Source organism: Cellvibrio polysaccharolyticus, assembly GCF_015182315.1.
Lineage (GTDB): Bacteria > Pseudomonadota > Gammaproteobacteria > Pseudomonadales > Cellvibrionaceae > Cellvibrio > Cellvibrio polysaccharolyticus.
In genome coordinates this window covers 3,577,524-3,600,372 of sequence record NZ_PRDL01000001.1, presented here as the reverse complement: position 1 = coordinate 3,600,372, position 22,849 = coordinate 3,577,524, and the positions used below count along the sequence as shown (strand labels likewise).

Below are 22,849 nucleotides of genomic sequence, written 5' to 3'. Positions count from 1 at the left end.
CGCGAGCGTCATTAATGTCTTCTCGTTTGCTTATAGACTTCAAGGTCGAAGTTAACACCAAGGAGGACTATGCCAATATCGAAGTGTTGCAAACATCAAACTTTCCTCCTTCGGCATTCAATGATTCAGCAACAAGAGCAATGTTGAGCTGGTTGCTTATTGATTGCAATGCAAAGCGTTCATTTGAATCGATTTTTAGATACTTCAACGTCGAGAAAGACCGTGATGTATATGCGGGGTTTAAGCGCTGGCTATTTCATTTCGATCCACCTCAAATGTCTGGGTGGTCTTTCTCATATGAAGGCAGGCTTGATACAAGTGGTCGCTACTTTTTGGTTGAAAAGATAACGGATATTGAAATTAATGCTCAAATGCCGTCTAGGGTCTACTTTCATAACCCGTCTTTTACGCATCCAGATGAAGGCCAAGAGCCAACGATTAGTTGTGAAGGCCCTGAACCGTATGAGCGCCCAGAAGATCATATTATCGATGACGATAGAGAGGCTTCCGATGCTAACCATGCATTCTTGCTAGGAGAAAACACCTGCTCAGTAAGATTTAAAAATCATTTTTCAACGTCTAAAGCAACAACGCCCAAAAGGAGTCATAGGCCATATAGCAGTATAGATACATCCAAGAAAGCGGGTGATACGGTAAGTACCAATGAGCCTGGTAGTAATGGCGAGGTACCTTCGGCAGACATGGGCGGAGGTATGCAAGATTGTACTGATAAATCAGAGGAGTATGCTTCTCGTTTTACGGCCTTTAACATGATGGTGCAAATGCTAGAGGAAAAATACGCCTGCACAATCATTGATTCTTACACTAATGAGCTGGATCAGGTTGGACGCAGTAAATGCCACTTGATTGACTCTGGTGCAAAGAGAACGATTCGTTGCGTTGTCGTGGAGCGAAATGGTCATGTGAATTACTTGCTCGAAGTTGATGTAACAGGTCTGAGTAAATGGATCTCCACAAAATGTATACGGCAGATTGATACTCGCAATTGGAAAGAGCAGTTTTCTCGAATCAAAAAAGGCGTAGTGACAAAGTCTCTTGGATGGCCAACCCAAGAAATGGATGCCATGTTTGGCTTCAAAAAGCATATTGGTATATCTCACCCTAAGTCGGTAGAAGGACACCCGACAGGTATTCCTACTGAGTCAATTCTAGATTGGGCTGGAAGAGTTGCAGAAAAGCTTTAGTTTACAGATCAAAAAGTTGCCGCTTAGTCTTCCCTACAAAATAATTTGTGATAGGATGATACCTAATAAAATTAATTAGGTTGAAGCCTATTCAGTGTTCTATAGCCGTCTGTCCAGCTTCAACCGGTAGAGATTGCTAAGTCATTGCGGATGCAGAGCAGCATTGAGTGACGCTATTCAATGTGATTACGCGATGTCGGTCCGTACTTTATAAACAGAGTTTTAAGAATCTGGTTGAATTGGATAAACAAGACGCATGACAAATGATGGTCTGAAACAAACAGTAGTGGCGAAGCCAGATAGGCTCTCGCAGATAGCGCAGTTGCCACAAGCAACCAGGGATCGCATTGCCCACATCGATTTCACCTTATTGTTTAAGGGAGAAGCGGTACGGGCAGACTTAGTCGATCGGTTCAGCATAGCCGCTGCACAAGCAACGAAAGACTTCACAATGTACCGAGAGCTTGCACCAGGCAACATTGAGTATGACCAAAAGCTCAAGTTGCATAAGCGTGGTGAAGCATTTGAATCCTTGTTCGACTACGACGTTGTGAGAACACTGGCAACCATTAGCCAAGGCTACGGAGATGGCTTCACTGGAAAGGTAAAACCACCCCTTGCTTGTGAAGCGCCTTATCACCTTAACAAACCGAATCTATCGATAGTGGCGAAAGTCACCGAGGCCATTCACAAAGGCAAAGCCTTGCGTATCACCTATGTGTCGTTATCGAGCGGTGAAACCACGCGTGAAATTGTGCCGCATACGCTGGTGGACAATGGGCTGCGTTGGCATGTGCGTGGTTTTGACCGCAAGCATGGCGAGTTTCGTGACTTTGTGCTGACCCGAATTAAAGCCGCGGTTGTGATTGAAGATTCCACTTTGTCGCCTTCTGTTATCAAAGAAAGTGAGCTCGAAACCCAAGATCGGCAATGGAACCGATTTGTAGAACTAGAGTTAGTGCCGCATCCACGTATTGAACACAGCGAGGCGATAGAGCTGGACTATGGCATGACGGGTGGCGTTCTAAAGGTTGAGATTAGAGCGGCAACGGCAGGGTATTTGCTTCGCCAATGGCATGTGGATTGTTCTACGGAACACTCATTAATGGGCTTTGAGTATCAGCTTTGGTTGCGTAACAGCCAGGCACTTTATGGTGTCACAAACTTAAGCATTGCGCCGGGTAGAACAAGTTAATCGAACGATGTAGCGACCATTGAGACGTTACATAAAGAACTGAATTTTAAATTTATAGTGAAGCCGTTGCAGCAACCAAGTGGGGTGCAACCAACACTGAATAGGAAAAGAAAATGGATCATAGTGTACATAACAAGCTCATCTCATTTATTTGGAACATTGCCGACGACTGTTTACGGGATGTGTACGTTCGCGGTAAGTACCGTGATGTGATTTTACCTATGGTGGTATTACGACGTTTAGATACGTTACTTGAACCCACCAAAGAAGCCGTGCTTGAAGAGGTAAAGTTCCAAAAAGAAGAGATGCAAGCCACGGAGCTTGATGATGAACCATTAAAGGCGGCCAGTGGTTATGTCTTTTACAATACGTCTAAATGGACTCTGAAATCCCTGTTCAACACCGCGACAAATAACCAACAGATATTACTCGCCAACTTTGAAGAGTACCTGCTTGGCTTTAGCGATAATGTTAAAGAGATCATTGAATGCTTTAACCTCAAATCGCAAATTCGTCACATGGCCTCAAAGCAAGTCCTGCTTGATGTCGTCGAAAAGTTTGTTTCCCCTTACATCAACTTAACTCATGAAACGGTCGAAGACCCGGATGGCAACAAGATGCCAGCCCTTACTAACCTGGGTATGGGTTACGTGTTCGAAGAGTTGATCCGCAAGTTCAACGAAGAAAACAATGAAGAAGCAGGTGAACACTTTACGCCACGTGAAGTGATTGAATTGATGACGCACCTGGTGTTTGACCCAGTGAAAGACCAGTTACCGCTTACCATGACAGTGTATGACCCTGCGTGTGGTAGCGGTGGTATGTTGACTGAATCTCAAAACTTCATTGAAGAGAAATACCCGAACGACAGCCGTGATGTTTACCTTTACGGCAAAGAGATCAACGACGAGACCTACGCGATTTGTAAATCGGACATGATGATCAAAGGTAACAACCCTGAGAACATCAAAGTAGGCTCAACCTTGTCTACCGACGAGTTTGCGGCTTCTCGCTTTGACTTTATGTTGTCTAACCCGCCATATGGTAAGAGTTGGGCGTCCGAACAGAAGCACATTAAAGACGGCAGTGATGTGATCGACCCGCGTTTTAAGGTTAGCCTGAAAGACTATTGGGGAAATCTCGAAGTGGTGGATGCCACGCCACGTTCAAGTGATGGCCAGCTGCTCTTCTTAATGGAAATGGTCAATAAGATGAAAGATCCGAGCGTAAGCCCATTAGGCAGCCGGATTGCTTCTGTTCATAATGGCTCATCGCTCTTTACCGGTGATGCGGGCGGTGGCGAAAGTAACATTCGTCGCTTCATCATTGAAAACGACATGCTAGATGCCATCGTTCAGTTACCAAATAACCTGTTCTACAACACCGGTATTACCACTTACATTTGGGTGTTGAACAACAATAAACCTGAGGCACGCAAAGGCAAGGTGCAACTGATTGATGCCAGCTTGCTATACCGTAAGTTGCGTAAGAACTTGGGTAACAAAAACTGCGAATTTGCGCCTGAGCACATCACGGAAATCACCGATACTTACCTCGCGTGTGAGGATGTTGAAAGAGCGCTTGATGCAAACAATGATCCTATCGGTATCGCCAGTAAGGTGTTTAGTAATGACGACTTTGGCTACTACAAAGTCACTATCGAGCGCCCAGACCGCCGAAGAGCAAAGTTCACTCAAGACGCAATAGCCCCACTGCGTTTTGATAAGCAGCTCAGTGAAGTGATGGAGTACGTGTACGCAGAGCACGACGAACGTGTTTACGAAAAAAATGGCTATGGTTCTGACAAGAAAAAGAGCTTTTTAAAATCCATCGAGAAAGACATTCTTTCTTGGTGTGAAGAAAACGACATCAGTCTCAATGCCAAGGCTAAGGCTAAACTGCTTGATGTGAAACACTGGCTGGCGCTAAAAGCATTGCTTGAAACAGCACAAACGCTGATGGCTGACATCGGTAGCAATGAATTTGATGACTTCAATAGCTTTAAAACCCAGGTTGATAAATCGCTAAAAGCCCATGCCATTAAGCTTTCAGCACCTGAGAAAAATGCCATCCTGAACGCGGTGAGCTGGTATGACGAAACCGCCAAGAAAGTGGTGAAAAAGACCGTTAAATTAACGGGTGAAAAATTAAACGACCTGCTGGATCGCTATGAGTGTGAAGTCGCTGACCTGCCAGATTTTGGTTATTACCCCGTTCCTACCACAGAAGGCGGTAAAAAAGGCGAGTTCATTACTTACGAGACGAGTTCAGACCTGCGTGACACAGAATCTGTTCCATTGAAGCAAAGCATCTACCAGTACTTCCTAGACGAAGTGAAGCCTCATGTCGATGAGGCATGGATAAACCTAGACACGGTAAAAATTGGCTATGAAATCAGCTTCAATAAGTATTTCTATCTGCATAAGCCATTACGTAGTCTTGAAGAAGTAGCAACTGATATTATTAACCTAGAGCAGAAGGCTGAGGGTTTGATTGCACAAATATTAGGCGTAAAAGTGGCGGAAGTTCAGGGAGAAGCCTAATGGAAAGCATTACCTCAACGCCGAAGTATGATCAATATATTGACTCGGGTTATGAGTGGATTGGCGAAATTCCACAGCATTGGGACTTGGTTAAATTGGGCTCGTGCCTATCCCCAGTATCGGTCAAAAACTGCCCTGAATTGCCACTGCTTTCGATAACACGCGAACAAGGTGTTATTGAGAGAGACGTGGATGATCAAGAGTCAAATCACAATTTTATACCAGATGATCTTAGCGGCTATAAAAAGCTTGAGAAAGGTCAATTTGGTATGAATAAAATGAAAGCGTGGCAAGGTTCCTACGGTGTATCAAAGTTCACTGGAATTGTAAGTCCTGCGTATTTTGTTTTTGATTTTACAAAGGCAATAAATCCTGAGTTTTTCAATTGGGCGATACGCAGTAAGTTATACGTATCGTTTTTTGGTAGTGCATCAGATGGTGTAAGGATTGGTCAGTGGGACCTTTCAAAAACAAGGATGAAGGTGATTCCTTTTGTCCTGCCTTCAGAAGAAGAGCAGTCCCTAATTGCAAATTTTCTCGACAAGAAAACGACTCAAATTAACGACGCGATTGCTATCAAAGAGCAGCAAATTAACCTGCTCAAAGAGCGTAAGCAGATCATCATCCAACAGGCGGTGACCCAAGGGCTTGATCTTAATGTGCCAATGAAAGATTCCGGTGTGGATTGGATTGGAAAGATTCCAGAACATTGGGAGGTTAGAAGAGCTAAGTATATTTTTAAGAAAGAAAACCGACCTGTTAGGCTCGAAGACGATGTTGTTACATGTTTTAGGGATGGCCAGGTTACATTACGGACTAACAGGCGAACCGAAGGTTTTACATTTGCTACTAAGGAGCATGGTTATCAGGGGATACGGAAAGGAGATCTTGTTATTCATGCAATGGATGCGTTTGCGGGAGCTATAGGTGTTTCCGACTCTGACGGTAAATCAAGCCCAGTATATTCTGCATGCACCCCAGTAACAGGTGTGAAGGTTAATCCAAAATACTATGCACTTTATTTAAGAAGCTTAGCGTTAGGTGGCTTTATCGAATCTTTAGCAAAAGGAATTCGCGAAAGGTCAACTGACTTTAGATATAAAGATTTTTCAGAGTTGTTTTTTCCTCTGCCAGATATCGAAACGCAAAATAAGGTGGTTTTAGAAATTGAAAAAAGTCATCAAGAAATTGATGGTGGCATTAGCGTTCTGACCAAGCAAATTGAAAAAATCAAGGAATACAAAACCTCCCTGATCAACAGCGCCGTGACAGGAAAAATAAAAATCACCCCAGAAATGGTTGAGCAATAGGACGCGCATATGTTTACGGTAAATCATCAGACCAATAGGATTAGTCCGGTTAAGACGAAGAAGTTCAGTGAGTTGGGCTTTACTGAGCGCAAACATCTTCAGGAATGGTTGGCACACGAACCTTCCTCACTCGGTGAAGAGCTGTTGATTATTCAAAAGGAGTTCGATGGCTTTGATGATACCCGTGAACGCTTAGATTTACTGGCGCTGGATAAAGATGGCAATTTGGTCATTATTGAAAACAAGCTGGACGACAGTGGCCGAGATGTGGTTTGGCAGGCGCTTAAATATGCCTCTTACTGTGCAAGTTTAACCAAGGCGCAAATCGTTGAAATTTACCAGCAGTATTTAGACCGCTATGAGCCTGTAACAGGAGAGGTTGACTTGTTAAATGCCCCTGCAAGTGCCTCGGCGAGAATATGTGAGTTTTTGGATGCGCCCGATCTGGATGAGTTAAAGCTCAACCTGGGTAACAGCCAGCGCATTATGCTAGTTGCGGCGAACTTTCGCAAAGAAGTCACCAGCACAGCGCTGTGGTTATTGGGTCAAGGCATTAGCATTGCCTGCTTCAAAATCACTCCTTATTCACTGGGTGAACAGCTCCTGATTAATATTGACCAGATCATCCCAACGCCAGAAGCGAAAGAGTTGATGATCGGCATTAATGCCAAGGAAGCGGAAGAAAAAACCACCGAAGTGGTACTGAAAAACCGCCATACCGTGCGTCGCGAGTACTGGGAGCGTGCCTTAGAGGCGTTTCAGAAAAGCGCTTGCCAACTCTATAACAACATTAGCCCAAGCAAAGATCATTGGTTATCAGCAGGCTCAGGGCTAAGTGGATGTCCGTATAACCTGATATTTCTGCAAAAAGAGCTTCGAGTAGAGCTTTGGATCAGCCGTGGGGTTACCGAAGAGAATAAATACCTTTTTGACTTGTTGAGTCAGTCCAAACAGGACATTGAACATACTTTTGGTGCAGAACTTGAGTGGATGAGGCTGGATGAGAAGAAATCTTGCCGTATCCAGTTTTCGACCAAAGCTGATGGGTTTAATAAAGAGACTTGGCCCCAAGCGGTTGCATGGCACTTAGAGCAGATGACAAAGTTAGAAAAAGCCTTGAAAGGACCGCTACAAAAAGCGGCTGAGGCAATGAAACAGAAGAATTTTGATTAAGGGAATTTACAATTATGGTCAGTCAAACCAATGAACAAGCATTAGAGTCGGCCATTGAGAAATGTCTGGCTGGGATCAGTACTGAAGAGCTCAAAGAGGGGCTGAGTCAGCAGTCACTGGGTGCTGGATACTTCATTGGTGCTGCTAGTGACTTTAATATGCAATATGCCATTGATGAGCGTTTTTTCTGGCAATTTCTGCAAAAGACACAAGAAGTAGAGCTGGCCAAACTGCAAAAGAACAACCCCGCAGATTGGCAGTGTAAGTTACTCGAACGATTTGACCGACTGATTAAGAAGCATGGCATTCTGCATTTACTTAAGAAAGGGCTAAGCGTAGACGATGCTCATTTCAATTTGCTCTATCCAGCCCCTTTGGCAAGCAGTAGTGAGAAGGTAAAGCAAAACTTTGCAGATAACGTGTTTAGTTGTACTCGCCAAGTACGCTATTCCATGGCAAATCCCCTACAAGAAATCGACATGGTATTGTTTATCAACGGAATACCATTGATAACGCTGGAGTTGAAAAACGCATGGACGGGGCAAACAGCACGTTATCACGGCCAAAAGCAGTATCGGGATGATCGAGATGCAACTCAGCCATTGCTGACCTTTGGTCGCTGCCTAGTGCATATGGCGGTCGATACCGACGAAGTGTATATGACCACCAAGTTATCAGGTGGCAGTACCTTCTTCTTGCCGTTCAATAAAGGACACAATCTTGGACAAGGCAATCCGCCGAACCCAACTGGCCATAAAACGGCATACCTATGGCAAGAAGTATTCACCAAAGAAAGCTTGGCGAATATTATTCAGCATTTTGTGCGTCTGGATGGGTCAAGCAAAGATCCATTACCAAAGCGAACCCTGTTCTTTCCTCGATACCACCAATTGGATGTGGTGAGAAAATTGGTAGACCATGCTGCCCAGCACGGTGTCGGTCAGACTTATTTAATTCAACATTCTGCCGGTTCAGGTAAGTCTAATTCGATTACTTGGGCTGCTTATCAGTTAATTGAAACCTATCCTGCATCGTCTGATGTGGCAGGCGGAAAAAGCTTGGAGCAACCGTTGTTTGACTCTGTGATTGTTGTCACCGATAGACGCCTATTGGACAAGCAGCTGCGGGATAACATTAAAGAGTTTTCTGAAGTAAAGAACATTATTGCCCCGGCGAACAAGTCATCTGAGCTTAAGCAGGCGCTGGAGAATGGCAAAAAGATCATTATAACGACGATTCAGAAATTCCCGTTCATTATTGATGGTATCGCTGATCTTAGTGACAAGCGCTTTGCGGTGATCATCGATGAAGCACACAGCTCACAGTCTGGTTCGGCGCATGACAATATGAACCGAGCGATGGGCAAGTCTGAAATCGAAGAGGTAGAAGATGCTCAGGATAAAATCCTTCAGGCGATGAAATCGCGCAAGATGCGCGGGAATGCATCGTACCTGGCATTTACAGCGACACCAAAAAACAGCACTTTGGAGAAATTTGGTCAACGCCAAGAAGATGGCTCTTTCAAGCCGTTTCACTTGTATTCGATGAAACAAGCCATTGAAGAAGGCTTCATCTTGGATGTGCTGGCAAATTATACGACGTACAAAAGTTATTATGAGATTGAGAAATCAATCGCTGATAACCCTGAGTTTGATACCAAAAAGGCGCAGAAAAAACTCAGAGCTTATGTAGAGCGAAGCCAGCAAACAATTGATACCAAGGCAGAGATTATGCTGGAGCATTTTGTTCCACATGTCGTGAATGCGAAAAAACTCAAAGGTAAAGGTAAGGGAATGGTGGTCACTCAAAATATTGAGACGGCCATTCGATACTACAAAGCGATAAGGCGGATACTTGAGGAGCAAGGGAACCCCTTTAAAGTTGCCATTGCTTTCTCAGGAACCAAAGAAGTTGACGGTATTGAATATACCGAAGCAGATATTAATGGTTTTTCCGAGTCAGATACCAAAGATATGTTTGATACCGATGAATATCGACTTTTAGTGGTTGCTAACAAGTATCTGACTGGGTTTGACCAGCCTAAGCTTTGCGCCATGTATGTGGACAAGAAGCTCGCCAGTGTCTTGTGTGTACAGACATTGTCTCGTCTCAATCGAAGTGCGCCTAAATGGGGTAAAAAAACTGAAGACCTGTTTGTTTTAGATTTTTTCAACTCGGTTGAAGATATTCAGTCAGCATTCGATCCTTTCTACACAGCAACGTCATTGTCCCAAGCTACAGATATAAACGTACTGCACGAGTTGAAAGATGAAATGGACGATGTCGGTGTGTACGAGTGGTATGAAGTTGAAGACTTTGTGACGCGTTATTTCAAGAATGAAGACGCCCAGACACTCAGTCCAATCATTGATGTTGCAGCAGCACGGTTTGACCATGAGCTGGAGCTTGAAGCTGAAGCTAAAGTGGACTTTAAGATTAAAGCCAAGCAGTTCGTGAAAATCTATGGGCAGATGGCTTCTATCATGCCTTATGAAATGGTCAGCTGGGAAAAACTGTTTTGGTTCCTGAAGTTTTTAATACCGAAATTGAAAGTAGAAGATCCCGATGCTGATGCTATTGATGAGCTTCTCGATTCTGTCGATCTGAGTTCATACGGTTTGCAACGTGTGAAGCTTAACCACAGTATTAAACTTAGTGACCAAGAAGCGGAGCTTGATCCTCAAAATCCGAACCCACGTGGGGCGCATGGCGGTGAAAAAGAAACTGACCCGCTGGATGAAATAATTCGCACATTTAATGAACGATGGTTCCAGGGCTGGAGTGCCACACCTGAAGAGCAAAAGGTTAAGTTCGTGAACATCGCTGAGAGTATCCGTAATCACCCAGATTTTGAATCTAAATACAAAAACAACCCAGATCCTCATAATCGAGATTTGGCTTTCGAAAAAATGCTCAAGGAAATTATGCTGCAACGCCGTAAAGATGAACTTGAGCTCTACAAGTTGTTCGCAGGAGATTCAGCATTTAAAGCGTCGTGGACGCAAAGTATGCAACGAATGGTAGGTAGGTAGGTAGAAAGGAGTGATGGTTTGCTGAAGGCAGTCTCAGAGTTGTTAAATGGGTCACCAGGCCTGAAAGGACGTCAAATTGCCAAGGAGCTGGGACTGGATAAGTCTCAAGTGAACTCGTTTCTTCATAAAAACCAGGATACGTTTGTGAAAAACTCAAATCATGAATGGTGCTTGATACGGGCTCAGCATGTGGAAATTGATTTCGCTACAGGTTGGATTGATGATAAAGCCTTTGAGAGTGCTATCGGTAAGCTTGCGTATCAAAAAGATGCAAACAAGATCACCTTTAGATTCGGCATCGATTGTAAGTTTTTGCTGATAGCATTGGCCCGTTTTCTTGCTCTCGCGAATCAGCTTACTGCGAATGGTAAGGATGTGGTGATGGATACTACAGCATGTCCTAATACACGCGGTTTTTTCAGCAGAAATGGCTTCTTTGATTATCTTAATCAAAGTGTCACTTGTCTTCCTGAAAGGCCCGTTTTGTCAGCTGCTAAAACTTATCGGGATAAAAGCGATACCTTGGTCGAACTAGGAGAAATTGCACAGCCAACCCAAAACAAAGAGCTTGTAATTCGTTTGGGCGACAGGTTTGTAGAACATTCTTCAGCTAGCTATTTCTTAGCGGCTAAGACTGTTTTTTCAGAGCTTGTAGGCAACGTTACTGATCACAGTGAATCCAAAATACCTGGACTAGCAGGTCTGCAAGTGTATCGACCGTATAATAAACCAAAGCATATTCAAACAGTCATATCCGACTCTGGTTTAGGTATTGCCGCTACTTTGAGAACAACGTTACAAAGTGAACATCCGAAGTTGTACGCACAGTTTTCAGCGGAAACTGTTGAGAATGACATTGCGCTCGTTCAAAAAGCATTTACATCTGGTGAGGTTAGTCGCTTTGGTAAAGGTCGGGGGCTAGGCTTTAAGAGTAGTCGAGAGCACGCTAGCAAAGAGAAAGTTATCATTGTTATTAGGCAGCTAACTTTCTCATTGGCTTTGGAATACTCGAAGGGTCAACTCATCAATGTTTCTGAAGATCGAGGGTTAGTCCCTATCACGGGAACCCATGAATCGCCCCGACTTTTTCGGAGGCGGTTTAATTTGAGTCATGCTACATGAGCCAACTCGGTTTGTTGATAAAAAAATTCCTCGAACTCCTTTGGCGGCACATAACCCAACGCACTGTGAAGCCGACGGTTATTAAACCATTCAACCCATACAAGTGTCGCCATCTCCACAGCATCAAGATTTTTCCACGGTGCGCTCTTATGGATAACCTCGGTTTTGTAGAGTCCATTAATCGTTTCAGCTAAGGCGTTATCGTAAGAATCGCCCACGCTCCCAACCGACGCATTAAATCCTGCCTCAGCAAGGCGTTCGGTGTAGCTGATGGATAAATATTGGCTGCCCCTGTCACTGTGATGAATCACGCCACGCGGTTTTCCTCTTGCCCACAATGCCTGCTCCAATGCATCCAGAATTAAATCCGCCTGCATTGTCGTCATCGCTCGCCAACCAACAATGCGACGTGAAAATACATCGATTACAAAGGCGACATAGACAAAGCCTGACCAGGTGGCGACGTAAGTAATGTCGGCAACCCAAAGTTGATTTGGCTTGTCCGCTTTAAAGTGACGGTTAACCAGATCTTGCGGGCAATGTGCCTTGTGATCGGGGATCGTTGTTTTACACTTTTTGCCACGACGCACACCTTCAATACCCAATTGACGCATGAGCCGCTCAACGGTACAACGAGCCACATCAAACCCCTCTCTACGCAGTTGTTTCCAGATTTTTCGCGCACCATAATTGCGATTACTCTCAGTCCAAACACGCTGTATTTCAACGACTAAACGCTCATCCTGCTGAATTCGCCGCGCCCGCAACTCGGGTGTTTTCTCCAATTGCTTGTGCCGATAATACGTTGATGGTGCAATCTGTAACTGCTGACAAATCGGCTCGACACCAAAAACACTTTTATGGGCATCAACAAAGTGGATTAGAGTTTCGGTTTGCGGTCGAGCTCCGCCTGGGCAAAAAAAGCCGAGGCTAAACGCAGGATTTCATTCGCACGTTTGAGTTCACGGTTCTCGCGCTCCAAGGCTTTAACTCGCTCGGATTCGGTAACGTTTGCAGTGTCGGGAGCGGCGCTATTGGATTCGATTCGGTTTATCCATGCACGGAGTGTTTCAGGTGTACAGCCAATCTTGCCGGCAACAGAAGTGATCGCCGCCCAGCGCGAGCTGTGATCTTGTTCGGTGGTGAGCACAAGCCTTACAGCTCGTTCACGCGTTTCAGGTGAATATCCGGGTCTCTTTTTCATAGGTTAATTCTCTCAAGAAAGTTAGCCTCCGACAAACCCGGAGCGATTCAATAACATAAAGCTAATTATTCAGGATATTGGATAGTAAAGGGTTAATTCGATATTGCAATCACGAAACTTTGTCTGGGGAGAGTTCGAGAGAAGAATTGAATCTGCACACTGCTGGGGTCTGATAATTTACTACACCATTGCAACTAGTTAGCTGGATTTAACAAGTGCAGAAGTCTGTTTGCCAATTGGCGGTGGGGTATGCTGCAAGAATTTTTCTTCTTGGCAGTTGGTGCTTTTAATTATGGCCATTTCGGGTGTACTAATACACGATACATTGGCCAAAATGGCCAAGCTATGGTGTCAAGAACAGGTATGTATCGCAAGGAGATAAATGGTGGGCCCAGCTGGACTTGAACCAGCGACCTGCCGATTATGAGTCGGATGCTCTAACCAACTGAGCTATAGGCCCGGAGTACGGGGGCTGCGAAAGTTGCAGCGGGTGGCATTATAAGGTGAAGCGAGGGCGATGACCAGCTTTTACTGCCAACTTGTGAAGTTGTTGATTTCTCTGGTATTTCTGTATTTTTGCCCGCTTAAATACACGGTTTTAGCGGTAAGTAAGCGCCCACAAAAAGTGGTCGGGAGTTATCTTTGATGTTGCTCCGGCAGGGCGTCGAAAGGTGGTAACCGAGGATTGAAAGACACAAAAAAGCCCGCATTTGCGGGCTTCTTCGTTTGTTGGCTGCCGGGATTATTCGTCCAGGAAGCTGCGCAGGTGGTCGGAGCGGGAAGGGTGACGCAGTTTGCGCAACGCTTTCGCTTCGATCTGGCGGATACGCTCACGGGTTACGTCGAATTGCTTGCCGACTTCTTCCAGTGTGTGATCGGTGTTCATATCAATACCGAAACGCATACGCAGTACCTTGGCTTCACGGGCGGTGAGGCCGGCGAGTACTTCGCGGGTCGCTTCAGTCAGGCCTTCAATCGTCGCAGATTCCACCGGTGAAATAATGGTGGTGTCTTCGATAAAGTCGCCCAGATGTGAATCTTCGTCGTCACCAATCGGCGTCTCCATGGAGATCGGCTCTTTGGCAATTTTCAGTACCTTGCGCACCTTGTCTTCCGGCATATCCATACGGATACCCAGTTCTTCCGGTGTTGGTTCGCGACCCATTTCCTGCAGCATCTGACGGGAGACACGGTTGAGTTTGTTGATGGTCTCAATCATGTGTACCGGAATACGGATGGTGCGTGCCTGGTCGGCAATCGAGCGGGTAATCGCCTGACGAATCCACCAGGTGGCGTAGGTCGAGAACTTGTAGCCGCGACGGTATTCAAACTTGTCTACCGCTTTCATCAGGCCGATGTTGCCTTCCTGAATGAGGTCGAGGAATTGCAAACCGCGGTTGGTGTATTTTTTGGCGATAGAAATAACCAGACGCAAGTTGGCTTCAACCATTTCCTTTTTGGCGCGACGGGCACGGGCTTCACCGATCGACATGCGACGGTTGATGTCCTTGATGTGCGCCAGAGAAACGGACGAGTCAGTTTCAATTTGGATCAGGCTACGCTGGGCGTCGACAATTTTCTCTTCAAAAGCTTTCATGCCTTCGGAGTAGTCGCGCTTCTTGCGGATAATTTCCGGAATCCAGGTTACGTCAGTTTCGTTGCCCGGAAATTCCTTGATAAAGGTTTTGCGTGGCATGTGGGCTCTGCGAATACACAGATCCATAATCACACGCTCTTGTTTGCGAACGCTTTCCAGTACATCGCGGACGCCGGTGTAGATGGGGTCAAACTGACGCGGTGGCAGTTTGAAGAATTTGAACAGGTCGCCGAGGGCGCTCAGTTCTTTTTCTACCTGCTTGGCATCGCGGCCATGTTTGGCAATGGCTTTTTCGGCCTTGTCCAGCTGATCTCTCAGGGCTCCGAAGCGGGCGCGGGCTTCTTCCGGGTCTACACCGGATACCGCTTCTTCTTCCTCGTCGCTCGCTTCGCTTTCTTCGTCTTCGTCATCGTCAGCTGCTTTTTTAGCATTGCTGGCGACGGCCGGGACTTCTTCTACGTCGGCGGTGGGCGGAGGAACGTCTTCGGTGGGGTCGAGCCAGCCGATAATAACATCGGCCAGGCGGCGCTCTTCTTTTTCAACCAGGGCGTATTCGTCGAGGATTTGACGAACGGCACCTGGCCAGTAGGCGAGGGCGTGCATCAGCTCGCGCACACCTTCTTCGATGCGCTTGGCAATGACGATTTCGCCTTCGCGGGTAAGCAGTTCAACGGTACCCATTTCGCGCATGTACATGCGCACCGGGTCTGTTGTGCGGCCGGCTTCGGTTTCTACGGCGGCGAGAGCGGCAGCAGCTTCTGCGGCGGCAATCTCGTCAGCAGCAGAATCGCCGTCGGTCATTAACAGGGTGTCGGCGTCCGGCGCGGTTTCGTAAACGCGGATGCCCATGTCGTTGATCATCTGGATGATGTCTTCGACCTGATCGGGATCGGAAATATCTTCCGGAAGGTGATCGTTAACCTCGGCATAAGTCAGGTAGCCCTGCTCTTTACCGCGGGCGATCAGTTCTTTAATACGAGATTGTTGCTGTTGAGCGTCGTCTGACATTCGAGACCCTGTAAGAACGTGAGGTAATAATTACAAAGCGGCGGATTATACTCCAAACGCTGCTTGTTATTCCAGAAATACCAGTGTTTCCGCTGGTTTTGAGAGAAAAAGTGGTGATTCAGGAGGGCAGTTTGGTTTTTGTGGCCAAAAGCTCCCTGACCAGCTGTTCCCGCTCTTCCTTTGTCATTTGCGCTGTGTTGGCGTTGCGCAGCTTTTCCAACATTAGATTGCTTCGTTTGGTGTCTTCCTGGCGATAAAGGTTCCCTATGCAATCACAAAAGGCGGCCTGGGCGTCGTAGTCGGCTTTAATGGCTTTGTCTTCCCGTTGCTGTGCCATGGCGCGGGTGGCTTGTAGCAGGTCGTGCCCGGCAATAGCGGCCAGTTGTTCGGTGCTTTCGGCGCCGTACATGGCGCGCCAGTAGCCGATGATATGGGATAGCTGGTAGTGCGGGCGCTCGTGCAGAAGTTTGAGCAGTTGCCCCAGCATCACCAGGTCTTCATCGTCGTTTTGCAGCCAGCGATCATGCTCCGGTTCGTGAGCTGCCAGCCCGGTGTGCATCAGCAACAGGGCAATGGCTTTGCGAACCGGCGGCATGCGATAGCGCTTTTCCGGATGGGCGGCCAGCGTGAGTTGCTTTTGTCGCTGCCCTGGCGCGGGTGCGGATTCGTAGTATCCCTGGTAATCGGCCGGTGGCGATGGGTAGCCGGGATCGTCGTAATCGCCGTAGTACGCGGGCGTGTAATCCGGCATTTGCGGTGGGGCGAATGTCGGTGGCTGTTGTTTCGGTTTGTGAGTGCTCGCTATCGGGTTTTTGCTTGTTAATTCAGATGTTTCAATTTGAGCGAGTGGCTTTTCCTGGGTGCTGACCAGCTCCTGGAGCACGCTGCGGCTGAGGCCGGTGCGGGTTGCCAGGCTTTCAAACATCAGCTCGCGAAAAACCCCTTTGGGGAGCTTGTCGAGCAGCGGCGCGGCGCGTTTGCTGAAGGTGGCGCGACCTTCCATGCTGCGAATGTTCAGCCCTTCGGCGATGGCGTCGAAAAGGTAATCTTCGAGCGGCACGGCCATCTCGATCATGCGGGTAAACTTTTCCGGGCCGACCTGACGCACCAGGGTGTCCGGGTCTTCGCCGTCAGGTAAAAACAGAAACTTTACCTGGCGGCCGTCGGTCATGCTGCCGAGGGTGCTTTCCAGGGCGCGCTGGGCGGCGGTGCGGCCGGCTTTGTCGCCGTCGAAACAAAAAACCACTTCGCTGGTGTAGCGAAACGCGCGGTTGAGGTGCTCTTCGCCGCAGGCGGTGCCGAGTGTGGCCACGGCATAATGAATGCCGAATTGCGCCAGGCTCACCACGTCCATATAGCCTTCTACCACCAGCAGGCGGGGCAGGTCGCGGTGGGCTTTGCGCGCTTCAAACAGCCCGTAGAGTTCCTGGCCTTTGTGGAATACCGGGGTTTCCGGGGAGTTCAGGTACTTGGGTTTGTCGTCGCCCAGTACGCGCCCGCCAAAGCCGATAACCCGCCCGCGGGTGTCGCGGATCGGGAACATGATGCGGTGGCGAAAGCGGTCGTAAATTTTCTTTTCGTCGGGCTGATGAATCAGCATGCCGCCTTCAATCAGCAGATGCTTGTCTTCATCGTTGGTTGCCAGCGCTTTGAGCAGGTTGTCCCAGCCGGGTGGCGCAAAGCCTACGCCGTATTCACGGGCAATTTTGCCATCCAGGCCGCGACCTTTCAGGTAGTTAACGGCGACATGTTTGCTGGGGTGCTGGCGCAGTTGCGATTGATAAAACTGATCGGCTTTTTCCAGCAGGGTGTAAATGCTGCGCTTTTCTTCTTCCTTGCGGGTTTGCGCTTCGGTCCGCGCTTCGCGGGGCACTTCAAGGCCGGCGAGGCGCGCCAGTTGTTCTACCGCATCGGGAAACGCGAGCCGCTCGTAGTCGATGATAAAGCCGAGCGCATTGCCGCTGGCACCACAGCCAAAGCAGTAATAAAACTGTTTGTCGGGGCTGACGGTAAATGAGGGGGTGCGTTCTTCGTGAAACGGGCAGCAGGCGCTGTAATTTTTGCCGGATTTTTTCAGCTTGACGCGATGATCCACCACTTCGACGATGTCGACGCGGTCGAGCAGGGTGTCGATAAATTGCTGTGGAATCAGGCCAGCCATGGAGTTTTTTCGTTCACGGAGTTCGGTTGGTGTTATCGGTCATTGAGGCGCTTGCCTGCCGGTTTGCCAAAGGCAACGGGATGGCACAGCCGCAATCAAGCATAACACTTGCTGGCGGGCGGTGAGACGAATGTGAAAGATCCGGTGCGTTAACCGTTGCCGGCTTTCGCACGCTGTGAGCCAATTTGGCAAATAGCAAAAACCGCTTGTTATCGCCTGCGCGATAAAGCGGTTTTTCGGGGTATCACATTCGGCAGTTGACGCTGTTGGTTGCTCTGCTATCGAGCGGGCAGTCGTCCGGAGTCCGTTGAGGCATTACGCCCCAAAACCAGGAATCAATACAGGCGAGTAAACTTCTTGGATTCGCGCTGAACTTTCTTGGCGTGACGCTTTACTGCAGCAGCAGCATTACGCTTACGTACAGTGGTGGGTTTTTCATAAGCTTCGCGAGCGCGAACGTCGGCCAGGATGCCGGCTTTTTCACAGGCGCGCTTGAAACGGCGCAAAGCTACGTCAAATGGTTCGTTTTCTTTGAGTTTTACTGATGGCATGTCATTACCTGTAACTGTCGTGTCTATACCCCACAGGTGCAAGTGTGCATCCAGGGCTCCGAGGGGCGCAGATTCTATACATTTCTTTTTGCCGCTGCAACCGTGTGGCGCTTTTATGAGCAGCAAGTGGCGAATTTTAACTGGTCGGGCGCTGCCGGCAGCTTTATCATAGCGGCTTTTATCCGGCCGGAAATTCTGTGGTTATGCGTGTTTTAGGTATTGAAACCTCCTGTGACGAAACCGGTGTGGCGGTTTATGACAGTGAGCGCGGGCTGCTGGCCCATGCGCTTTACAGTCAGATTGACATCCACGCCGAATACGGTGGTGTGGTGCCCGAGCTGGCCTCGCGGGATCACGTACGCAAGTTATTGCCGCTAATTCAGCAGGTGATGGCCGAGAGTGGCTCTACCCCCGCCGGGATCGACGGGGTGGCCTATACCGCAGGGCCGGGCCTGATCGGCGCGCTGATGGTAGGGGCAACCCTGTCGCGCTCGCTGGCGTACGCCTGGAAGGTGCCTGCGGTGGGTGTACACCACATGGAGGGGCATTTGCTAGCCCCCATGCTGGAAGCGCAGCCACCGGCCTTTCCGTTCGTTGCGCTGCTGGTTTCCGGCGGGCACACCCAATTGGTGCGGGTTGATGCGATTGGCCGTTACGAGCTGCTGGGCGAGTCGCTGGACGATGCTGCCGGTGAAGCTTTTGACAAAGCGGCGCGAATGCTGGATCTCGATTACCCGGGCGGTCCGCAAGTCGCCAAATTGGCGGAGCAGGGCGAAGATGGGCGTTTTGTCTTCCCGCGTCCGATGGTTGATCGCCCGGGGCTGGATTTCAGTTTCAGCGGTTTGAAAACCTACACCCTGAATACCGTGGCGGCACACGCACTGGCAGACGGTTTGCCCGACCAACAAACCTGCGCCGATATCGCCAATGCCTTTCAAACGGCGGTAGTCAGTACGCTGGTGGTGAAATGCCGCCGCGCGCTGGAGCACACCGGCATGAAAACCCTGGTGATTGCCGGTGGCGTTTCCGCTAACAAAAAATTGCGCGCTGACCTGGAACAGGCGCTGGCGAAAATCGGCGCCAAAGTATTCTACGCCCGCCATGAATTCTGTACCGACAACGGGGCGATGATCGCCTATGCCGGCTGCCAGCGTTTACTGGCTGGTCAGCAGGAGCCGCTGGCGGTTAATGTGCGCGCCCGCTGGCCGCTCGATTCTCTCTCGCCGCTGGACGGTGTTTCCTCTTCCCTGTAATAACTGAGTCCGGTTATGGATATTGTTTATATTCGCGATCTGCGCATTGAAACCATCATTGGTATTTACGACTGGGAGCGTCAGGTCAAACAAACGGTCAGCATTGACCTGGAAATGGCCTCTGACATTCGCCAGGCGGCGGCCACCGACGATATTCAATACGCGCTGAATTACAAAGCCGTTTCCAAGCGGGTGATTGCCTACGTTGAAAATCGCAATGCGTTGCTGGTTGAGTCGCTGGCCGAAGAATTGGCGGCGATTGTATTGCAAGAGTTTGATGTGCCCTGGCTGCGTTTGCGTTTGAGCAAGCCCGGTGCGGTGCGCGGTGCTCAGGATGTCGGTTTGATTATCGAGCGTGGAGTCAAACCCGAATGACACGAGTCTACCTGAGCCTGGGCAGCAATATTCATCGCCACCAGCATATTCACGCGGCGCTGGATGCCCTGGCAGATGCCTTTGGTGAACTGATGATTTCACCGGTTTACGAAAGTAAATCGGTCGGTTTTGATGGCAGTAATTTTTTCAATCTGGTGGTGGGTGTAGATACCGATTTGCCCATTGCCGCGCTATCAGACCAACTGAAACAAATTGAAAATGATAACGGCCGGGTGCGCAGCGGCCCGAAGTTCAGCCCGCGGACTCTGGATATCGATATTCTCACCTACGGTGATTTTGTTGGCGTGGAGCACGGTGTTGAATTGCCGCGCACGGAAATTACCAAAAATGCGTTTGTGCTATTGCCGCTGGCAGAAATCGCGGGCAGCGAAAAGCATCCTGCGTTGTTGGGCACTTATGATGCGCTGTGGGGAAGCTACGACAAAGCGTCGCAGTCACTGTGGCGGGTTGATTTTACCTGGCGTGAACGGCAGGTATCGAAAGCCGGGAATTAACCCGGCTTTTTCATCGTTCCGGTTTCTTCCAGCCGCACATGCCAGGATAAGGCTTCTTCCAGAATGTGCGGTGTGTGGCCGCCGCGCTGGCAGGCGCGGTCAAAATAATCCTGTAGCGCGGCTTGAAAATCCGGATGCACGCAGTTGGAAATAATCAGCTGAGCTCTTTCTCTTGGCGCGAGCCCGCGCAAATCTGCCAGCCCCATTTCGGTAACCAGAATATCCACATCGTGTTCATTGTGATCAACGTGGCTGGCGAAGGGCACAACCGAAGAAATTGCCCCGTTTTTAGCCGTCGATTTGGTCACGAAAATGGACAGGTGGGCATTGCGGGCAAAATCCCCCGAGCCGCCAATGCCATTCATCATTTTTGTACCGCACACATGCGTGGAATTGACGTTGGCATAAATATCAAATTCCAGCGCGGTGTTTACCGCAATAACACCCAGTCGGCGCACAATTTCCGGGTGATTGGAAATTTCCTGGGGGCGTAAAACCAGTTTGTTTTTGTAGTTTTCAAAGTTACCGAACACCCTCGCATTACACTCCGCAGAGAGCGTGATAGAGCTGGCTGAGGCAAAGCGCATTTTGCCGGCGTCAATCAAATCAAAGGTAGAGTCCTGCAACACTTCGGAATACATCACCAGATCTTCAAACGAAGAATTCAACAAACCGTTCATCACCGAATTGGCAATAGAGCCAATACCTGCCTGCAACGGCGCGAGGTTTTTACCAAGCCGTTTTTCTGCCACTTCGTTTTCAAAAAAATCGATTAAATGATCGGCAATTGCCCGGGTTTCCGCATCCGGTGGCAAGATGGTTGACGGGGAGTCCGGTTGTTCGGAATAAACAATGGCAACAATTTTTGCCGGGTCAATCGCAATCGCGCTGCTGCCGATTCGGTCATCTACCTGCGTGAGTGGCAAGGGCGTGCGGGTGGGGCGGTAGGTGGGGATATAAATGTCGTGCAGGCCTTCGAGGTTCGGGTGATGTGCGGTATTGATTTCCACAATAATCTGTTTGGCAAACACCGCAAAACTGGCCGAGTTGCCGACTGATGTGGTGGGTACTATGTGGCCCTCTTCGGTAATGGCGACCGCTTCGATAACGGCAATATCCGGCAACTTCAATTGATGGTTGCGTAATAGCTCAACGGTTTCTGACAGGTGCTGATCAATAAACATGACCTGTCCGTTGTTGATGGCCTTGCGCAAGGTGTTGTCAACCTGGAATGGCATTCGGCGGGCCAGTACACCGGCTTCGGTAAGTTGTTTGTCGAGGTCGTTGCCGAGTGATGCACCGGTCATCAGGGTGATTTTCAGCGGTGAGGCCAGCGCTTTGATGGCCAGAGCCCTGGGTACGGCTTTGGCTTCACCGGCGCGGGTAAAGCCACTCATGCCGACGGTCATGCCATCCTTGATCAATTCTGCGGCCGCGTCGGCCGACATCACTTTGCTCAATAACTCGGGGCGGCGAATAGCTTGTTGATGCATTAAACACACTCTGATTTACACGGGATAAATCGATTTTATGCTTTGCAACGTGGTTTTTATACAGAATTACCGGCGTCATTTACCTGGTGGGTAGTTGAGCTACTTCTTTAGCGGTAGATGTAGCGAAGGGGCTGCATTACTGCAGCCATTTTTTCCAGGCAAACCAGCCGAAAATACTGGCGGTAAACAACATAAAACCCCAGGCGTAAAAATAACCGTACTGCCATTGCAACTCCGGCATGTTGACGAAGTTCATGCCGTAAATACCGGCAATAAAAGTCAGTGGTACAAAAATCGCGGTAATCACCGTGAGAATGCGCATGGTGTCGTTCAGGCGATGCGATGCAATGGAAAGGTAGCCGTTGATCAGGTCACCGCAAATATCGTAATACATTGCGCAAAGGCCATGCAGACGTTCGCAGCGCTCAAACAAATCCTGCAGGGCGTGTTCAATATCGCCGTCTTCGGCGTGCCAGCGTGCCGGAATATCTTTCAGCAGATTGTATGCCAGCCGTTCGTGGTAGTTAAAAATACGCTTGAGTTTGCGCAGCCGTGATTGGTAGGCAATCAGTTCGCGCAACATGTCGTCATTGGGGCGCTCCTGCATGCCGTCTTCAAGATCATTCAGCGATGGTTCGAATTCCAGAATGGCATCCAGATAGCGGCCTACAGAAAACAGCATGATGCGCGATGCCAGCAAACCGGGGCTACGCAACATGTCGCTTTGCGCGGCGTGATTCCACCAATAATTAACGCCGGTTGAGGGCTGTGGGTGGCAGCTGATCAGACAGCGCTCTTTGGCAAACAGCGCAATCGACATTTGCTCAATGGTGAGATCGGGATTGAATTGGGTAATACCGCGGTAGAGGATCAGAGTGTGATCATCAAAATCCTCGGTTTTGGGCGGGTGGCGAAAGCGCTGCACGTCTTCAATAGCGAGCGGGTGGCAGTCCATGGATTCGAGCAGCGCACTTTCTTTTGCCGGTGCTTCATTTTCCAGATCAATCCATAAATAACTGCCGGAATCATTTTGCCAGCGTTCAATCAATTCTTCGGCGCCCTGAAAGTATTCACCGGTCGCGGTGATTAACTGGGTTCTTATCATGGTGTTT

General features: G+C 48.7%; 16 protein-coding genes, 1 tRNA gene and 1 other annotated feature. Of the genes, 10 read left to right on the top strand and 7 right to left on the bottom strand.

The annotated features are described in order from the left end of the window. Positions 1 to 14: 14 nt before the first annotated feature. The 7 genes from C4F51_RS15165 (at position 15) to C4F51_RS15135 (ending at position 11,580) form a co-directional block, all read left to right on the top strand. Positions 15 to 1,205 (top strand): Tn7-like element transposition protein TnsE, encoded by a 1,191-nt coding sequence (locus C4F51_RS15165; protein ID WP_202987700.1) that lies wholly within the window; start codon positions 15 to 17, stop codon positions 1,203 to 1,205. A 256-nt stretch (positions 1,206 to 1,461) separates the two neighbouring features. After that, on the top strand, positions 1,462 to 2,400 hold the full coding sequence (locus C4F51_RS15160) for a WYL domain-containing protein (RefSeq protein WP_193911214.1): 939 nt from the start codon (positions 1,462 to 1,464) through the stop codon (positions 2,398 to 2,400). Positions 2,401 to 2,513: 113 nt separating this feature from the next. Further along, complete coding sequence (locus tag C4F51_RS15155) at positions 2,514 to 4,943, top strand: type I restriction-modification system subunit M (RefSeq protein WP_193911212.1); 2,430 nt, start codon at positions 2,514 to 2,516, stop codon at positions 4,941 to 4,943. Then, entirely contained in the window at positions 4,943 to 6,253 is a 1,311-nt protein-coding gene (locus tag C4F51_RS15150) for a restriction endonuclease subunit S (protein WP_193911210.1), read from the top strand. The genes C4F51_RS15155 and C4F51_RS15150 overlap by 1 nt, the downstream gene beginning before the upstream one ends. Before the next feature lie 9 nt (positions 6,254 to 6,262). Continuing rightward, positions 6,263 to 7,426 carry a DUF4268 domain-containing protein gene (locus C4F51_RS15145; protein WP_193911208.1) on the top strand — a complete coding sequence of 388 codons (1,164 nt, stop codon included), beginning with the start codon at positions 6,263 to 6,265 and terminating at the stop codon, positions 7,424 to 7,426. Positions 7,427 to 7,440: 14 nt separating this feature from the next. Then, the gene (locus C4F51_RS15140) at positions 7,441 to 10,458 is read left to right on the top strand and encodes a type I restriction endonuclease subunit R (RefSeq protein WP_193911206.1); all 3,018 of its coding nucleotides are present in this window, start codon (positions 7,441 to 7,443) and stop codon (positions 10,456 to 10,458) included. An 18-nt stretch (positions 10,459 to 10,476) separates the two neighbouring features. Then, entirely contained in the window at positions 10,477 to 11,580 is a 1,104-nt protein-coding gene (locus tag C4F51_RS15135; protein WP_193911204.1) for an ATP-binding protein, read from the top strand. Here the strand turns inward: C4F51_RS15135 and C4F51_RS15130 are convergent. From C4F51_RS15130 to rpsU, 5 genes are all read right to left on the bottom strand, one after another. Beyond that, positions 11,568 to 12,784, bottom strand: a protein-coding gene (locus tag C4F51_RS15130) for an IS3 family transposase (protein ID WP_193906707.1) whose coding sequence is annotated in 2 segments (ribosomal slippage) — positions 11,568 to 12,505 and positions 12,505 to 12,784 — 1,218 coding nt in all. Because the reading frame shifts where the segments join, the coding sequence is not laid out codon by codon here. The two genes, C4F51_RS15135 and C4F51_RS15130, sit on opposite strands and share 13 nt — an antisense overlap. After that, positions 12,390 to 12,506 (bottom strand) — a sequence feature (AL1L pseudoknot). Its footprint overlaps the gene before it by 117 nt. Before the next feature lie 383 nt (positions 12,785 to 13,167). Then, a tRNA-Ile gene (locus C4F51_RS15125) sits at positions 13,168 to 13,244 on the bottom strand. A 282-nt stretch (positions 13,245 to 13,526) separates the two neighbouring features. After that, entirely contained in the window at positions 13,527 to 15,389 is a 1,863-nt protein-coding gene (gene rpoD, locus C4F51_RS15120; protein ID WP_193911203.1) for an RNA polymerase sigma factor RpoD, read from the bottom strand. A gap of 118 nt (positions 15,390 to 15,507) precedes the next feature. After that, positions 15,508 to 17,550 carry a DNA primase gene (gene dnaG, locus C4F51_RS15115; RefSeq protein ID WP_193911201.1) on the bottom strand — a complete coding sequence of 681 codons (2,043 nt, stop codon included), beginning with the start codon at positions 17,548 to 17,550 and terminating at the stop codon, positions 15,508 to 15,510. Between the two features lie 335 nt (positions 17,551 to 17,885). Continuing rightward, positions 17,886 to 18,101, bottom strand: a complete 216-nt coding sequence (rpsU, locus tag C4F51_RS15110; RefSeq protein WP_193911199.1) for a 30S ribosomal protein S21 — start codon at positions 18,099 to 18,101, stop codon at positions 17,886 to 17,888. A 203-nt stretch (positions 18,102 to 18,304) separates the two neighbouring features. Here rpsU and tsaD point away from each other — a divergent pair, with 203 nt between their 5' ends. The 3 genes from tsaD to folK are packed head-to-tail and all read left to right on the top strand — an operon-like array spanning position 18,305 to position 20,244. Beyond that, positions 18,305 to 19,354, top strand: coding sequence for a tRNA (adenosine(37)-N6)-threonylcarbamoyltransferase complex transferase subunit TsaD (gene tsaD / locus C4F51_RS15105; protein ID WP_193911197.1), 1,050 nt, complete (start codon positions 18,305 to 18,307; stop codon positions 19,352 to 19,354). 15 nt (positions 19,355 to 19,369) lie between these two features. Beyond that, a complete protein-coding gene (gene folB, locus C4F51_RS15100; protein WP_193911195.1) occupies positions 19,370 to 19,729 on the top strand; it encodes a dihydroneopterin aldolase in 360 nt (119 codons plus the stop codon). Beyond that, entirely contained in the window at positions 19,726 to 20,244 is a 519-nt protein-coding gene (gene folK, locus C4F51_RS15095) for a 2-amino-4-hydroxy-6-hydroxymethyldihydropteridine diphosphokinase (protein ID WP_193911193.1), read from the top strand. Before folB ends, folK begins: the two co-directional genes overlap by 4 nt. On the opposite strand, the gene C4F51_RS15090 is transcribed toward folK, so the two are convergent. Beyond that, positions 20,241 to 21,737 carry an acetyl-CoA hydrolase/transferase family protein gene (locus C4F51_RS15090; RefSeq protein ID WP_193911191.1) on the bottom strand — a complete coding sequence of 499 codons (1,497 nt, stop codon included), beginning with the start codon at positions 21,735 to 21,737 and terminating at the stop codon, positions 20,241 to 20,243. The genes folK and C4F51_RS15090 overlap by 4 nt on opposite strands. Before the next feature lie 136 nt (positions 21,738 to 21,873). Further along, complete coding sequence (locus tag C4F51_RS15085) at positions 21,874 to 22,842, bottom strand: magnesium transporter CorA family protein (protein ID WP_193911189.1); 969 nt, start codon at positions 22,840 to 22,842, stop codon at positions 21,874 to 21,876. Positions 22,843 to 22,849 lie beyond the last annotated feature (7 nt).

Bases quoted from the DNA above. Each gene is read 5' to 3' on its own strand.
- C4F51_RS15155 (WP_193911212.1), top strand. From the start codon at position 2,514: ATGGATCATAGTGTACATAACAAGCTCATCTCATTTATTTGGAACATT.
- tsaD (WP_193911197.1), top strand. From the start codon at position 18,305: ATGCGTGTTTTAGGTATTGAAACCTCCTGTGACGAAACCGGTGTGGCG.
- folB (WP_193911195.1), top strand. From the start codon at position 19,370: ATGGATATTGTTTATATTCGCGATCTGCGCATTGAAACCATCATTGGT.
- C4F51_RS15085 (WP_193911189.1), bottom strand. From the start codon at position 22,842: ATGATAAGAACCCAGTTAATCACCGCGACCGGTGAATACTTTCAGGGC.
- rpoD (WP_193911203.1), bottom strand. From the start codon at position 15,389: ATGTCAGACGACGCTCAACAGCAACAATCTCGTATTAAAGAACTGATC.
- C4F51_RS15150 (WP_193911210.1), top strand. From the start codon at position 4,943: ATGGAAAGCATTACCTCAACGCCGAAGTATGATCAATATATTGACTCG.
- C4F51_RS15090 (WP_193911191.1), bottom strand. From the start codon at position 21,737: ATGCATCAACAAGCTATTCGCCGCCCCGAGTTATTGAGCAAAGTGATG.
- C4F51_RS15145 (WP_193911208.1), top strand. From the start codon at position 6,263: ATGTTTACGGTAAATCATCAGACCAATAGGATTAGTCCGGTTAAGACG.
- rpsU (WP_193911199.1), bottom strand. From the start codon at position 18,101: ATGCCATCAGTAAAACTCAAAGAAAACGAACCATTTGACGTAGCTTTG.
- C4F51_RS15165 (WP_202987700.1), top strand. From the start codon at position 15: ATGTCTTCTCGTTTGCTTATAGACTTCAAGGTCGAAGTTAACACCAAG.
- dnaG (WP_193911201.1), bottom strand. From the start codon at position 17,550: ATGGCTGGCCTGATTCCACAGCAATTTATCGACACCCTGCTCGACCGC.
- C4F51_RS15140 (WP_193911206.1), top strand. From the start codon at position 7,441: ATGGTCAGTCAAACCAATGAACAAGCATTAGAGTCGGCCATTGAGAAA.
- folK (WP_193911193.1), top strand. From the start codon at position 19,726: ATGACACGAGTCTACCTGAGCCTGGGCAGCAATATTCATCGCCACCAG.
- C4F51_RS15160 (WP_193911214.1), top strand. From the start codon at position 1,462: ATGACAAATGATGGTCTGAAACAAACAGTAGTGGCGAAGCCAGATAGG.